Source organism: Tannerella forsythia, assembly GCF_003860135.1.
GTDB classification, from domain to species: domain Bacteria; phylum Bacteroidota; class Bacteroidia; order Bacteroidales; family Tannerellaceae; genus Tannerella; species Tannerella forsythia_A.
In genome coordinates this window covers 17,928-32,059 of the sequence record NZ_RQYN01000050.1, presented here as the reverse complement: position 1 = coordinate 32,059, position 14,132 = coordinate 17,928, and the positions used below count along the sequence as shown (strand labels likewise).

General features: G+C 35.2%; 15 protein-coding genes. 12 read left to right on the top strand and 3 right to left on the bottom strand.

Annotated features, from left to right (window positions below):
• The first annotated feature begins 281 nt into the window (after positions 1 to 281).
• The 5 genes from EII41_RS11285 (at position 282) to EII41_RS11265 (ending at position 5,231) form a co-directional block, all read left to right on the top strand.
• Entirely contained in the window at positions 282 to 611 is a 330-nt protein-coding gene (locus EII41_RS11285; protein ID WP_185711905.1) for a plasmid mobilization protein, read from the top strand.
• 4 nt (positions 612 to 615) lie between these two features.
• Positions 616 to 1,998: a relaxase/mobilization nuclease domain-containing protein gene (locus EII41_RS11280; RefSeq protein ID WP_124790665.1), complete on the top strand. Its 1,383-nt coding sequence runs from the start codon at positions 616 to 618 to the stop codon at positions 1,996 to 1,998.
• 9 nt (positions 1,999 to 2,007) lie between these two features.
• Positions 2,008 to 2,919: a hypothetical protein gene (locus tag EII41_RS11275; RefSeq protein ID WP_124790664.1), complete on the top strand. Its 912-nt coding sequence runs from the start codon at positions 2,008 to 2,010 to the stop codon at positions 2,917 to 2,919.
• A gap of 180 nt (positions 2,920 to 3,099) precedes the next feature.
• A complete protein-coding gene (locus tag EII41_RS11270; RefSeq protein ID WP_124790663.1) occupies positions 3,100 to 4,695 on the top strand; it encodes a C10 family peptidase in 1,596 nt (531 codons plus the stop codon).
• Positions 4,696 to 4,700: 5 nt separating this feature from the next.
• Positions 4,701 to 5,231, top strand: a complete 531-nt coding sequence (locus EII41_RS11265) for a hypothetical protein (RefSeq protein ID WP_124790662.1) — start codon at positions 4,701 to 4,703, stop codon at positions 5,229 to 5,231.
• 305 nt (positions 5,232 to 5,536) lie between these two features.
• On the opposite strand, the gene EII41_RS11260 is transcribed toward EII41_RS11265, so the two are convergent.
• The 3 genes from EII41_RS11260 to EII41_RS11250 form a co-directional block, all read right to left on the bottom strand.
• Positions 5,537 to 6,583, bottom strand: coding sequence for a toprim domain-containing protein (locus tag EII41_RS11260; RefSeq protein ID WP_124790661.1), 1,047 nt, complete (start codon positions 6,581 to 6,583; stop codon positions 5,537 to 5,539).
• The gene (locus tag EII41_RS11255) at positions 6,580 to 8,346 is read right to left on the bottom strand and encodes a Fic family protein (RefSeq protein ID WP_124790660.1); all 1,767 of its coding nucleotides are present in this window, start codon (positions 8,344 to 8,346) and stop codon (positions 6,580 to 6,582) included. The genes EII41_RS11260 and EII41_RS11255 overlap by 4 nt, the downstream gene beginning before the upstream one ends.
• A 72-nt stretch (positions 8,347 to 8,418) precedes the next feature.
• Positions 8,419 to 8,976 (bottom strand): recombinase family protein, encoded by a 558-nt coding sequence (locus tag EII41_RS11250; protein WP_260425564.1) that lies wholly within the window; start codon positions 8,974 to 8,976, stop codon positions 8,419 to 8,421.
• A 146-nt stretch (positions 8,977 to 9,122) separates the two neighbouring features.
• Between EII41_RS11250 and EII41_RS11245 the strand changes: the two genes are divergently transcribed.
• From EII41_RS11245 to EII41_RS11210, 7 genes are all read left to right on the top strand, one after another.
• Positions 9,123 to 9,695 carry a conjugal transfer protein TraO gene (locus EII41_RS11245; RefSeq protein WP_124790658.1) on the top strand — a complete coding sequence of 191 codons (573 nt, stop codon included), beginning with the start codon at positions 9,123 to 9,125 and terminating at the stop codon, positions 9,693 to 9,695.
• Positions 9,696 to 9,706: 11 nt separating this feature from the next.
• A complete protein-coding gene (locus EII41_RS11240; RefSeq protein ID WP_124790657.1) occupies positions 9,707 to 9,919 on the top strand; it encodes a hypothetical protein in 213 nt (70 codons plus the stop codon).
• On the top strand, positions 9,904 to 10,224 hold the full coding sequence (locus EII41_RS11235; RefSeq protein WP_124790656.1) for a hypothetical protein: 321 nt from the start codon (positions 9,904 to 9,906) through the stop codon (positions 10,222 to 10,224). The genes EII41_RS11240 and EII41_RS11235 overlap by 16 nt, the downstream gene beginning before the upstream one ends.
• A gap of 25 nt (positions 10,225 to 10,249) precedes the next feature.
• Positions 10,250 to 10,591, top strand: a complete 342-nt coding sequence (locus EII41_RS11230; RefSeq protein WP_124790655.1) for a hypothetical protein — start codon at positions 10,250 to 10,252, stop codon at positions 10,589 to 10,591.
• Positions 10,576 to 10,833 carry a hypothetical protein gene (locus tag EII41_RS11225; protein ID WP_124790654.1) on the top strand — a complete coding sequence of 86 codons (258 nt, stop codon included), beginning with the start codon at positions 10,576 to 10,578 and terminating at the stop codon, positions 10,831 to 10,833. The genes EII41_RS11230 and EII41_RS11225 overlap by 16 nt, the downstream gene beginning before the upstream one ends.
• Before the next feature lie 397 nt (positions 10,834 to 11,230).
• Positions 11,231 to 13,840, top strand: a complete 2,610-nt coding sequence (locus EII41_RS11215; RefSeq protein ID WP_124790652.1) for a TraG family conjugative transposon ATPase — start codon at positions 11,231 to 11,233, stop codon at positions 13,838 to 13,840.
• Positions 13,841 to 13,867: 27 nt separating this feature from the next.
• Entirely contained in the window at positions 13,868 to 14,089 is a 222-nt protein-coding gene (locus EII41_RS11210; protein WP_124790651.1) for a hypothetical protein, read from the top strand.
• Positions 14,090 to 14,132 lie beyond the last annotated feature (43 nt).

Genomic DNA, 14,132 nt, shown 5'->3' with positions numbered 1-14,132 from the left:
TACATTATTATATTATTACATTGTTTCCTTTGTGTATTGTTGTATTAGTTTATTTTTACATTTTTACGTTGTTATATTGTTGCGTTTGCACATTGTTATATTTGTATATTGTTTTATTATTACATGAGGTATAAAAAAATAAAGACGTGTGCTTTGGGGTTTGTACTTTTTTTATACCTTTGCATAAGCAAGGTATGTTTTTGTATATACAAAAACGACCTTGCGAACGCCGAGCGCTCGGATATTACAATGTTCGTTACGCTCACATATGTAAGTATTGGATGATGAAAAAAGAAAACAGAGGGAAAGAAAATAGAACTGAAGTCTTGATCATTCGCTTGACAAAGACTGAAAAGGATGTGCTTAAACAAGCTGCAAAAAATGCACATCTGTCATTGTCATCTTATTCAAAACACGCTATTTTTTCACAAAAGATCGTATCAAAAACAGATGTTCAGACAGTCTTTCAGTTGAAAAAAATAGGCGTAAATCTCAATCAGCTTACTAAGCAGATTAACAGTTTGCCTTCAGATAATAATATCAGATACGCATTAAAACGTGTATCTGAATACATCGAAAATCTGGATAAAATAACATCAAGCATAGTATAGCATAATGATTGCCGACATTAAAAATACTTTTACCAGTTCTACTTTAGCTAAGAAAATCGATTACCAATTAGCTAAAGTGGAAAGAGGAGATGGGAAAGAGTTATACAATTCCGTCGGTGATCGTCTTGCAAATATGGAGCGAAATATGACCCTCGTTTCAGAATTAAACGAGAGAGTAAAATATCCATTCGTGGAATTCGTCATCAGTTTGCCTTCAGACGAGAATTTAACAGATGAAGAGTTTACGGATATTGGAATCGAATACATGGAAAAAATGGGGTATGGGGATTCATGTTATACGATCATCCGAAACGACGATAAAGATCAGCCTCATATTCATATATTAGCAACGACCATTGATCTTTTGGGCAAAAGAATAAGCGATAGTTATAATTATAGCCGCTCGGACTCTATTGTACGTGATATTGAGAAACGTCTCGGATTATCTTCTCCGGAGAAAAAAATTGCCAACAAATTATCCTTGAGCGAAGCACAGCAGCGTAATTATTACGTTGATTCTGCTATCCGAAAAGGACTTCGGAATTATGAAACAAAAAAAAGATTGTCGGACTTGTTATCAAATTCGAAGCTATATAATTCCGTTGAGAATAAAGATAAGCACTTCACCAATGAAGAATGGAAAATATTGTTAGGTGATTCAGCTTACGAACAGATTACAGACTATCTAAATTCTCACGGTCTTTTTAATACCTTGATGAAAGATGAACTATTACAGGCTATGGATAATATTTTTCCGAAAGTAAGAGATGCACATGAATTTAGGCGCGAGATGATTAAGAACGGTTACTATATGCGTCTGGTCTCGGACAAAAACGGTTCTCATTATGTATATGGTATTCCTGATTTGTCTTTTTACATTAAAGACAAATCATTACCGCAAAAATATCGTTATCTTCAGATGCAATTTGACGGTGTGAAGATGCATCCGGATGAGCAGAAACACTATTTATATGGACAGATATTTTCGATTCTTAATCGATCAGATACCTATGAGAGCTTTAAGTTGAACTTGCAACAGGAGAATATACGTTTAGTAGAACATATAAACGCAAAAGGAGTTTATGGAATTTCTTTTGCTTTGTTGAATGTGGATGATCCTGTTTTATTCAAGTCTTCAGATATATCAAGGAGACTGACATATTCTAATATTCAGGCGCATTATAACAACGACAAAGCTAATTCACCTGGTACTGGCAATATTGTTATAATGATTGGCCAGAGCTGGGAAAAAGAAGCAAATTATATGTTTCCGGCATCGTCGGCAACGGTTTTCGTTGATGATCTGTTTAATGAAAAACAGAGATACAGAAATAATGAGGATGAATTATTGCCTCTGAAAAAGAGAAAGAAGAAAATACAACGTTAATATTACGCTATGGAAAAGACTTATGCGACTGTTTTAAAAGATTATTCTCCGGTGGAATCCGGGGACTTTATGCTTCATTATGAAATTAATGGACGAGAGTATGTTATTTATTCTCCTTCGGAGGGAGTTTGTTCTTGTCTGGAACTGTATTCTTTCACGGATGTAGACCCTGAAAAACTGTCATTTCTTATTGATAGCAGAAATGATATTGATGTTTCTGAATTTCGGTTTGTAAACAGCTGCTCGAAAGAAGATATGCTGAAGTATCTCTTCGACATCGAGGATATCTACGAAGGGGAGGGTATCTGTCATGTTTCAAAAAGTGAGGGATTTCTCTTATATTCTATAAATGAATTGAACAGAGTGAGAAATTTATATATTCATGATGATGCCGGAAGCAGACTGAAGTTTAAGAACAAAGATTGTTTTGCTATAAAAGGCAGTTTTGAATGCGAAGAAATCATCATTTGTTTTAGTCCGACTGATTTCAAGTTGCTTTATGTCGATGATGCCCATATTAATGCCGGTGTGTGTTTATTACCTGATGCCAGTCCTGTAATTAGCCATTACATTTGTGAAGCGGTACATAAACGCAATATTTCTTTGTTTGCCGGCAATAACGTCGATATGGCTTTTCGCTTTTTATCGTATTATGTTCAGTTTATGCGTTTAGATCAAAGTTTTCAAATTGATAATGATGCTTATAATAACACAATTACAATAACTCTTTGCAATTGGACTGGAGACAAGATAATGAATATTGTTTCTGCCGTTAATCGTACATTTAAGGGATATAGTTTGTGTTTATCTAATTATGGAGATCAAAGTTTTATCAGCTACAATAAAAATCAAGGGATTTCTAAAGTGCTTATGAAAGAAATCCTTAAACGGTTGAATCTTGATATTACATTGATTTTCTAATTGATTTTTTATAGAAAACGAATATATTTGCAAAAATCATAGTAATACTTTGTTGTTTTTCTTGTCCGAAATTTAGATTGGTAAAAACAATAATAAATCTATGTCTTTAAACATAATGAAATTCTTGAATGTTTTTTTGTGAAAAGATATCTTTGCATAAAAATATAACAAAAAAACATTATGAAAAAGTTTATTTTATTTATTACAACGTGTGTCTTGTCTTATGGGTGTTCTGATAGTATCATCTTTGATTTAAAAGATCAACAAGGTAAACATAAGGATGAACGAACTTTAAAAATAGAACAGTCAAAAAAAAACAGGGATAATGTATCTGTTAGTGATATTAAGAATGTCGCTCAGTTATTTGATCCTAATGATATATTAAGTGATACGGAGAAATGTAATTTGAGAACTTCTGTAGTTGACAAAAAATCAATTAAAGAGATTATTTTAGTTTCAGATTCTCTAAACACCCCCCTATTATATATTGTAAATTATGTCAATAACAGTGGATGGATTATTGTCAGTGCAACAAAAAAATATCATCCGATAGTTGCATTTTCCGATGAAGGATATTTTGATAAAGATATTGCCTCACCTGCTAATATGTGGATAGGTATGATAGCAAAAGATATCCTTACTAAAAAGAATAATGATAGTATTCAGATTGTTCCTGAATGGATAAAGTATGAAGAAAAGCTTCCACTTTCTATGTCAAAAGGTTCTATACCGTCATATCAAAATATTGATTGGTGGAGAGATGAAACAATGCATGATATAACAAATACAAATAAATATCCACCCAAACAGGGTGATTATTCTTCTTATGGAACATTTATTAGTGATATGTTTTGTTCATTAGTAGAATTATCATCATATATTCCAAGTTATGATGGAGACTATATGAATATTAGCAATAGAATGGAAAGTATGGGATGGAGTGATGATGCTCCTCTTGTACATATGAAACACTTCTATAAAAAGATAATAATTAATAAAATGATTGAGACCTATTGGGAACAGAGTGAACCTTTTAATCAATCTATTCCAGATGAAAAGCTTGTAGGTTGTGTTCCGGTAGCCATAGGGCAAATTATGAATTACCATAAATGGCCATCAGATTATGCCAATTGGGGAGAGATGGGAAAGGAGGATAAACTCGAAGAAGCAACATTATTAAAAAAAATTGGAGATGGTATTGGAATGATATATGGGAAGAAACAATCATATCCGAATTTTTGGAAAAATCTACCGAATTTTTCAGATTTAACAGGCATAGAAAAATTTTTTAAAAGAAATAACTATAGTGTATCTAGTGGGAGTGTAAAAGATAATTTGCATATAATAAGAAATGCTCTTATAGAAGGAAAACCAGTGTATATGGAAGGTACTGGAAAATGTTTCTCTCTTTTAGGAATAACAGTTCCAAATTTTAAAGCTCATGCCTGGGTTTGTGATGGAATTACATATTCTAAAACAACTTATTTCTTAGAATATCTATATTTGCCTCAATATCCAAACCCTGGCACTTCTCAAGATACCCCTTTAGAAACCAATCCATATGACAGAGAATATAATATGTTTGGAGAGAGTGCTCATAGTTATTCATATTTTCATATGAATTGGGGATGGGGAAAACATTCTAAACATAACAATGACGATGGATCATATTTATCTAAAAACGGATGGTACCTTGACGCAAATATTTCTAATGCTGGACTTAAGTATGAAGTTTGGTTTAAATATGTAATTCCATCTCCTAACAGAAAAAAATAATCGTGATGAAACAGTCAATTAAACTATTTCTTGCATCAATGCTTATCTTTACTTTTACTACCTGTGATAAAGATATAACGCATCTTACAAGAAGACAAGTTCTGTATCTTAGTTTTACGGATCAAAATGGAAATGATTTGTTACCTCGGCGTGATCTCTTATTAGATACAGGAGGGACTCGAATTCCTCCTTATTATCTTACTAAGGATCAATATTCATTACGCTTAGTTGTTGATGGAAAGATTAATATGAATCCTGACCCAATAAGTTATTACAGCTATAAAGGGGATGGGCCAAATAGACTTTCTTTCTCATGTGACGAGTATAATATACAGCTAAAAGAGAAACGGGATTATCTATATTGTTATTATTTTTCATGTCCCAAATTATTTGGAGATAATAGAGAGCGGCTAATTGAAATAAAGCTGAAATATATTTCGAAAGAAATATATACTATGGAAGAAATACGATTTGAAAAAAAAGTAATAAATCAGGGAAAGAATTGTCTATTTTCAACAGCCGTACTATCTAATTAACCAAAACTAAACAATAGAGATTTTAGGTAGTGTTAATTAACACTGTATCAGTTTTTATTTTCTTATAAAGCTCCGTTTCCGATGCTTATCACAATGGCTAATGCCTTTTTCGGAGTTTTGTTGGTCAAAAATGGTTAGGAGTCGATCTCCTAATCATTTTTTGATCAATGATAAAGACTCATATCTATCGTTTTCTATTCGATGAAAAGTTAGAAAAAAACGACTGTTTCCGCTTACTCAAAAAGTCTAAATCTATCTGGGCTCTTAATCGGATCTGTTTGTCTGAAATTGTAATTCTTTACGTATCAAAGAAATGATTTAAGCTCTTCTTTTCCTAAATATTTTTCATGTATATCAGATAGTAAATCTTCATTCCAGTCTTTTTGTTTGGGCATTTCTATCGAAATATTGTCAATTCTCGTTATCATAGACTGCAATGCTTCAGCTGAAGTATTGCCCAGGTCTAAAAGGGTGTTGTTTTTCAGAAATGCAGACAGTTTAATCGTATAGATATAGCCCTGTCTGTCATTGTCAAACAACGTATTTATTTCGTTTACATTGTTTTTCTCGATCAATTTTTTAATTAGTTTCATTTGTCCCTCTGTTAAGGATCCTTCAGTTGATATGTACAGAATGTTATCGGCTGTGTTCAGAGCTTTCATCTGATAATGTGAAACGCAGTCGATCATAGATTCTCCGACATATATGCCTTTTATGGGAATCTGTGGATCGTGTTTTGAGACGGCTATTGCGTCATAATGTGCTCCGATCATTCCTTTAAAAGCTGCGGCGCGTTGTGAAATGCCCTGGAGGCCTTTTTCATTTATCATTTTGATACAGGTGTTTTCATATACTTTTTCTTCTTTTCTGTATAAATACGTGTAAAAAGTGTCTGAAAAATGAGGCGTTTGTAATGTGGACAGATCGATACCTCTATCTTGTAGATAGCTTCCTGTATATGGCCTGATACGCTGTATTAATAGTGCGATAGCGTCTGTGTCAAGCGTTGCTTTAGATATTTTGTATCTGCTATCTTCTTCGAGAACAATTTCCCCTTTTTCGAGAAATCGTTGTAGGATTACTCCTACTTCTCGCAAGCTCGGTGTTTTTCCGGTTTCTTTGAATAGCTGCTCTTGCATAAAATCAATAATGCTTCGGCCACGGACGAAATCATTATGAACATTCCAATAAGTGTATTGGCCTACACTGTTTTTTTTGATGACTAATGTTTGTGTCCCGTCTGTCATTTTTAACGCGGATGGAGAAGACCCTTTCGCAAATTTCCAACCGTATTTTAGCAGGAAATCCGGAAGAGATATTTCCGTCTTTAATTTATCAAAGTTAACTATCATAATTCCATAGATTTATTATTGTCTCTTTTCATATAATTGCTTTGTGCCAATTTAATATCGGATGGGGATATACTTTTGTCATCTAATCCGAATATTTTTGATATTGCTATTTTAGCAGCTTCTGGTAATATTCCGTTTTTTTCCATGCTTTTTATCAAATCCGCAGACGGTCTGAACCCTGATGCTCTTAATGCCATGATTTCTTTGAAATCTTGGTGATTGGTCGCTTGAATGAATATCGCTTGTTGATTTTGTTGATGTAAGGTAGAAGATACGAATTTTGTAAAGGTAGAAATATCATTTCTTACACTGGCTTCTTCTAATCCTTTTATATATTCATTTCTTTTTTCGACAGGAATAATGATCCAATCATGGCCTCCTGTCGTTAACATAGAATTCATTAGAAAGCGGGCCATTCTCCCATTTCCGTCTATATGTGGATGGATGTATGTCAGAAAGAAATGACCGAGAACAGCTCTTACAGCCGGATTGTTTTCTTGCTCGATTAGAGAGAAAAATATCGGCATAACGTCTCTTACTGCATCCGGACTTAATGGGGTGTGTAGTGATCCTTTGATGTAAACCTGATTTGTCCTGTAACCAATAAGATCATAGTTTTTCAATATCCCTGCTTCCACGGATGGGGTGAATAAAGCTTTGTACCAATTTTCGTAGTCTTTAGCAACTGTTTGGCCGGGATCTGTTCCATGTAAGATTTTTTCAATACTTGATTTGACTTCTAAGAACGCTAAGTAATAACCCCTTGCTGCGAGTGCATCCCTGGTGTTATGATCTTCCTTCTGTTCAATATCCCATTGTCCTGAACGAACACGTTCAATCAGTTCATCAGATACTTTATAGCCTTCGATCGATAAGGAATGATATGCGTCTAATTTATAGTTTTCTTCTATGCTTTTGAGAATCTGGTCTGGCGTTTTTATTTTTTTTGAATCTTCGTTCGGAAATTCTTTTACCACAGTTTCACGCATTTGTTTCCACATAAATTTGATCCGGCTTATATAGGGTGATCTCTCTATTTGATGAATGGGTTCAATAGAGGTGTTGAATGGATTCTCTACTTTTGTTCTATATCCGGAATCTTTCATTGTCTGTACAATTTCCTTAGCAAAGTCCTCTTTTCCAACCGCTAATAATGCGCCTGCAACTTTGCCGGCTCTTGAAGAATAGCCGTTAGACAAAAGTATTTTTATAATATCTCTGCTGTTGTCGATCATAGATAGACATACTTTTGCCTCGATGGGGCTGTTTTGAAAAAAAGACGGGCTGCACATTACCAGTGCTTCATGAATTGAGTAAATGTTCAATCCGTGTTCTTTTTCTTTGTAGATCATCATCGGTAATGATGTTCTTAGAACGAATATACTTTTGTCGTATATGAGATTTTGTTTATTGTTTCCTCCTAAAGGTGAGCGAACAATCAGCTGATCGGGTATTACCTTATTTCCGGAATAGAGTAATAAAGATTGTTCAGGGGATAGGGTCCAACTCTCTTTGAATCGAGAGTAAAGATATTTATTGATAAAATCCCAATATGAAACATAGAATGAGGAGGTATCTCCTCTGTCCTCCGGTCTTGATATGACATACCAGCCTTTCATGATTTCCTGAAGAAATCCGTTAGCGACTAATCGTTCCTGATGTGTCCTTGTTAACTCACCGGAGCTAACTACTAATATATGACTTTCTTGAAGCTTTTTGAGTTGGATTAGAGACTCTGCCAATCTTTCGTTCTGTGATGCCATTTTCTTATTGGATTTTGTGTTCGCAAAGTTATTGAATAATGTTGTAATTCCAATATTTTATTTTACAAATTTCTAATCTATAGCTCCTTTAAGCCTTAAATATTTATATAGAGTAGCACGTGATACTTCTACAATATCGCAAAGTTCTGAAATGCTGTAGTATGTACTGCTATTGTACAAAGCAGCAGCGTATTCGGCTTTCTTTTTTCCTGATTCTGTTAACCCCGGCTTTCTGCCTAATGACTTCCCTGCCTGTCGTGCAGCTTCAAGGCCCTCTTTGGTTCGTGCGACCAGTCTTTCTCTTTCAAATTGAGCATAAGCAGCGTTGATATGAAAAAATAATCTGCCAATTGAAGTCGAGGTATCGATTTTATCAATCACGGAGATAAAATGGACTCCTTTATGCGATAGCAGTTCAACGATATGTATCAACTCTTTCAACGTCCTTCCGAGTCTATCTAATCTTGTTACTACAAGAGAATCACCTTCTTTGAGCATGTTAAGCAAACGTTTTAATTCTTTCCTGTGTTTTACCCCAGATGACTTTTCATAGAATATCTTATCACAATCGAATTCTAATAACAGTAACTTCTGACTGTTGAAACTTTGTTCACTTGTGCTAACGCGCATGTATCCGTATATCATAGTAATTTAAGTTAAATATCTCTTGATGCAAAGATAATTAATTGAACTGTATTTTTAAACTGCTAATAGTGATTTTTATATCAGTTCAAATAAGCGACCGTTTATTTAAACTATGGAAAAAATGGAGAGGTATGAAAAAATTAATAATTGCCCTTTTTATTATAGGGATAGGAGGAGTATGCAGCGTTAAAGCACAACGGCATTACAGTGGGGTTAGAGCCATTGATATGAGTTATGGATTAAATATCTTTGGCCGGGATAATACGCATCTAAACATTTCTATATCACGTTATAAGAATAGAACAACATATTGGAAAGGCGGATTAAATTTTCTTGAAAAATCATTTACATATAAACTTCTCGTTTCCGGAACGGAAACAGATAAGAATGCGGTATATAATATAGAATGCAGTACTGGACGTGCTTTCTATGGAGATGTAAATTATTTCAAGACGTTAGCAACGAATAGAACATCTCTTTGGTTAAACGGATCGGTTGGCACTTTCTTAGGTGTTGAAGTATATCGAAACCCGGACGAACAAGTCCGGTTCGTCATGGGCCCGAAAGTAAGTTTAGAAGGGGAGTTCTTCATCACTTCAAGAATTGCAATCCTGGGACAAATGGAGCAACAATGGAGCCCTTTTTCACGATTAAAGAAGTGGAACACACTTTGGGGGGTAGGCCTTAAATATCTGCTTTATTAGTTAATAATACGATGATGACACTATTACAGATACAAGGCGGAAGTTTAGGCGAGCTAATGTCATTATTTAAACAAAACGCGGGCTATATCATAGGGCTTGGCTTTGTCTTTTATGGTCTATCGATTGCAAAGCAATTAGTAACTAACCATGAACGCGTAAAAGGACACATTATTACTTATCTCGTTGCTCTCTCAATTTACTTAGCGATATGGGCACTTGTGTAATAGCAATAGCAATATTAGGGATGCTTTTTATTTTCCTGTTTTCGATTAATCGAAAAGCGAATACAGAGGATAAAGATTATCTTCTTCCGGTCTCTACAAGTACGAATATGTTATGTCAACAACCAACTATCACAGTTGTTTTTTCAAACGAAACAGAAAATATTTCTGAAGAGTTGGCCGACATGTTTATTTCTCAAAGAAAATATTACTATACAGGCAAAAAAGAAGAAGATCCGGAACCGCAAAAGGTATTCATACGCTATCATTCAATAGCGTTCGAGAATTTAAAGAACATACATGTTTAACTATATAAATTTAAATTTAAAGGATATGAAAGAAAAAATTATTTCGATTAAACGTATTGCCAAGAGACCGTTAACACTTGTAACATTAACATTGTTATTCTTATTTACTGTTCCGGCAGCGATAGAAACATCTGTTGCTACGGCACAAGGTCTAAAAATTCAATCCATCTCGGAGATTGAAGAGAAAGCCAAGGAAAGCACCGATACAATTATCAATATCGGTAAATATGTTGTTTCAAGCGCTCTTGCGATTGGACTTATTTTTGTGGTATATGCCTTGGCGACGAGCAATCCTCACGCAAAAGAATATTTGATCGGATGGATTATCGCTGTTGTTGTAGTAGTGATCGCATGGCTGATTATTTAGTCGAATCAACGGCTAAAGATCAACTTAGTGCGAGATATGAGTCTGATTATTATAATCAAAAATATCACGACTATTATAGAAGTGCATCTATATCGACCCTCGGTGTTCTATCTCTAAGCGTTGCAATCGGGTTTGTCTTTGTTGTCTATACTTTGAAAACGAGCAATCCTCACGCAAAAGAATATCTGATCGGATGGATTATCGCTGCTATTGTAGTAGTGATTGCATGGCTGATTATTTAGTATTAAAAAGGTCGTCCATAGATTAGTAGCACTATGGACGACCACTACAAGCTACAAATATAAACCTGTAATATTTTTCCGAAAGTAATGTTAAACACACTTAGAAAAATGAATCGTCCGATTAAGTTTTTCGGATTGACAAGCCTTCAATTTGGTTTGTATCTGTTGTTTACAATGATTTTAATTGTTGTTTTAGTTGCGACGCAAATAAATTCCTTGCTTATGGTTGCTATTGTTGCGCTGCAAATAACTCTCTCGGGTTTCTTATTTAGGCAGCTGGTAGTTGAACATAAAAAAGGAAATCCGGATTATTTGACGAGTGTTTCAATAAAATCTGCTACTCCATTCAAAATCGTCGACAAGAATAAAGTTTTCAAATTGATATATAAATCTTAATATGGTAGGAACGATTGTATTATTAGGGATAATTGTAATGTTGATGTTGCTTATATTATCAATATTCTATCTACGGCCGTCCGAAGTTTCTGTATCGGATAAGGCACTCGATTTATCAGCTGTTATTCCGATACAGTTCATCAATGATACTGCGATTGTGAATGGCAATGGCGATATAACGGTAGGATATCGGATGTTTCTCCCTGAAGTGTTTACTCTCTCGGATGAAGACGTTAAATATCTTCATGAGCGCTTGGAAGGACTTTTTAAAATGCTTCCGGCCGGGACAGTTGTTCATCAGCAAAATTTCTTTTATACAGAACAATATCATAACAAAGAATATTCAACAAATCCACTAATAGCAGAAAATTTAAGTGCTTACGAAGGGAAAGATATAATAAATTCATATACGAACTTATACGTTACCTTTACAGGGAAGGTAACAAAAAAAGTACGCAGATCGGCCGCCAATACATCGCTGATGCGTCGTTTGAACTATCCATTCAAACAACCTTACAAGGATTATGAGAAACAGATCATAGAGATGGAATCAATGTTGATGAACTTTGAGAACGGCCTTTCAAGCATTACCCAATTCTCGATAAAAAAAATGACAGGGCAAGAATTGAATAATGCGGTCTTCGATTATATGAACTTGTCATATAATACTCCATGCGATGATGCTACGAATAAAACATTAAATCCGATTAGCGTTACCAAGTCTTACGATGTCAAAATAGGAAATCAATTCGTCGCTGTATTGTCCTTGTCAGCAGAAGGAGATCATCTATATGAAAGCAACCAACCGAGTACAGGGAAATCGAAATCGTATGGTACGAAAATTGATCTTCCGGAGAATATCAAAAGCAAATGCTCTATGATGTATCCGTTGGGTCTGGGTCTTCCTTTTGATCACGTCGTTAATATCGTTATCGAAATTACAGATACAGACGCGACAGTCGCCGCCGTCAATGCCGAGAAACAAAGTCTGAACTATATTGCACACTTTTACCCACCTGCGCTGGAAAAGCAAAAAGATCAGGAAAATTTCGTAAATGAAATTGGGAAATTCGATTATCAAACAGCTTATACGGCTTTTAACGTTATCATAAGTGATACGGACAGACAGGCATTAGCTCGCAAAATAGCGTTGGTTCAGCAAGGATTTTCATTTATGAATCAATCAAGTTGTTATGTTGAAAATGCAGAACTATTAAACTTGTTTTTCTGCAATATTCCCGGAAACGCAAGATCAAATTATCGGGGATTTATCAACACGACAAAGCAGGCTATATGTTATCTTCAAAAAGATAATATATATATATCGTCTGCTAAAGGACATATCTACGTCGACAGGTTCGGTAAGCCGGTTAAAATTGACATGTGGAACTACCCCAAACTGGTAAATAAAAATCGCATAGTCATCGGCCCCTCAGGATCCGGCAAATCATTTTGGGAAAACAATTATATTCTACAATCATATGAGCTGGGTCGGGACGTGATGATTATAGATATCGGGGGCAGCTATCGATCTATGATTGAGTTGAACGGCGGCAAATACTTTGATTCGGCTGAACAAAGTAAATTTGCCTTCAACCCGTTTTTATGCGAAAAAGATCGTTCAGGAAGATACAAGTACATCGATGACACGGACGAAGAGTCTGCGAATGATACTATTGACTCGATTGCTGCTATTTTATCATACATTTGGAAAGGACGCGATACGATGACACGCTCTGAAGCAAACATATTAAACGACTCAATCAAGGCGTTCTATAAGTATGTGAATAATTCGAGTGTTGGCCCCAACCATGACCGCATATTCCCGAATTTGATAAACTATAGAATTTTTCTACAAGAAAAATTTTCGAAAGAGATGTCGGACTATCAAACCCGCAATTTTGATGTAGAAGAGCTAATTTATCTATTAGCTCCTTATACCGAGGGTCATCTATCGTTCCTGCTCAACGCAACGGAAACGGTGGATATCGTCAATGATCGTCTGATTGCGTTCGACATGGAGAATGCTTCCAAAAAAGACTATTTCCCCTTGGTGGCCATCATTACCCTGCAAATGGTAATTGATAAAATCAAAAAGCGTCAAGGGGTTAGCAAAGAGTTGATTATCGATGAAGCATTAGATTTCTTACAAGATGAGAAGTTCGGTTCATTCATCGCGTACTTATACCGAACATTTCGCAAGAAAGAAGGATCGATCACGTTAGCGGCTCAAAATGTTTTGTTTTTAAAAAATCTTCCTCCGTCGATTAAAGACTCTGTACTTATTAACTGTGCAACAAAGGTCATACTGGATCATTCGGAGCATAGAAGTAATCTTCCCGAAATCCAAAATATTCTTTCCATAACAGAAGAAGAAATTGCTCGCATAGAATCTTTGCAAACGAACGGCAACGTCTGGCGTGAATTCTTTATCAAATTGGGAAGTGATTCTTATGTCTTCCGGAATGAAGTCGCTCCGTTCACAGGTGTTGCTTTTGATTCTCGGCAGGCGACAGTCGTAAGAGTCCGGCAACTGTTCAAAGAGACTGGTTCTACAGCAACTGCGATCAGATTATATTTAGAGGAGCAAACTAAAAGACATATAATGTAAAAATATAAAAGAGAATATGCGTTTATTATGGAAGAGGCATTAGCAGGATTGGGCGAATTAACGCCTAAGATTTCAGACCTCAATACAGGAGGGTATAAGATTGGCGGATATATTTTTTCCGCAATATTGGCAGTTGCTTTGGGCTTTGTGGTGTATGCTTTAGCGACACATAAGCCCCATGCAAAAGAGTACTTAATTGCTTGGATTGTTGTTGTTATCTTTTTTATCGCTTTTCAGGTTGTTGGATAGATTTTTAAAGGAACGCCATAAGGCATTTATTCACATTTTAAAT

What these genes read in the sequence shown, in the direction of transcription:
- EII41_RS11225 (WP_124790654.1), top strand. Translation starts at nt 10,576, where the DNA reads ATGGCTGATTATTTAGTCGAATCAACGGCTAAAGATCAACTTAGTGCG.
- EII41_RS11250 (WP_260425564.1), bottom strand. Translation starts at nt 8,976, where the DNA reads ATGCGCGTTAGCACAAGTGAACAAAGTTTCAACAGTCAGAAGTTACTG.
- EII41_RS11260 (WP_124790661.1), bottom strand. Translation starts at nt 6,583, where the DNA reads ATGATAGTTAACTTTGATAAATTAAAGACGGAAATATCTCTTCCGGAT.
- EII41_RS11235 (WP_124790656.1), top strand. Translation starts at nt 9,904, where the DNA reads ATGGGCACTTGTGTAATAGCAATAGCAATATTAGGGATGCTTTTTATT.
- EII41_RS11265 (WP_124790662.1), top strand. Translation starts at nt 4,701, where the DNA reads ATGAAACAGTCAATTAAACTATTTCTTGCATCAATGCTTATCTTTACT.
- EII41_RS11255 (WP_124790660.1), bottom strand. Translation starts at nt 8,346, where the DNA reads ATGGCATCACAGAACGAAAGATTGGCAGAGTCTCTAATCCAACTCAAA.
- EII41_RS11210 (WP_124790651.1), top strand. Translation starts at nt 13,868, where the DNA reads ATGGAAGAGGCATTAGCAGGATTGGGCGAATTAACGCCTAAGATTTCA.
- EII41_RS11270 (WP_124790663.1), top strand. Translation starts at nt 3,100, where the DNA reads ATGAAAAAGTTTATTTTATTTATTACAACGTGTGTCTTGTCTTATGGG.
- EII41_RS11280 (WP_124790665.1), top strand. Translation starts at nt 616, where the DNA reads ATGATTGCCGACATTAAAAATACTTTTACCAGTTCTACTTTAGCTAAG.
- EII41_RS11285 (WP_185711905.1), top strand. Translation starts at nt 282, where the DNA reads ATGATGAAAAAAGAAAACAGAGGGAAAGAAAATAGAACTGAAGTCTTG.
- EII41_RS11240 (WP_124790657.1), top strand. Translation starts at nt 9,707, where the DNA reads ATGATGACACTATTACAGATACAAGGCGGAAGTTTAGGCGAGCTAATG.
- EII41_RS11275 (WP_124790664.1), top strand. Translation starts at nt 2,008, where the DNA reads ATGGAAAAGACTTATGCGACTGTTTTAAAAGATTATTCTCCGGTGGAA.
- EII41_RS11230 (WP_124790655.1), top strand. Translation starts at nt 10,250, where the DNA reads ATGAAAGAAAAAATTATTTCGATTAAACGTATTGCCAAGAGACCGTTA.
- EII41_RS11245 (WP_124790658.1), top strand. Translation starts at nt 9,123, where the DNA reads ATGAAAAAATTAATAATTGCCCTTTTTATTATAGGGATAGGAGGAGTA.
- EII41_RS11215 (WP_124790652.1), top strand. Translation starts at nt 11,231, where the DNA reads ATGGTAGGAACGATTGTATTATTAGGGATAATTGTAATGTTGATGTTG.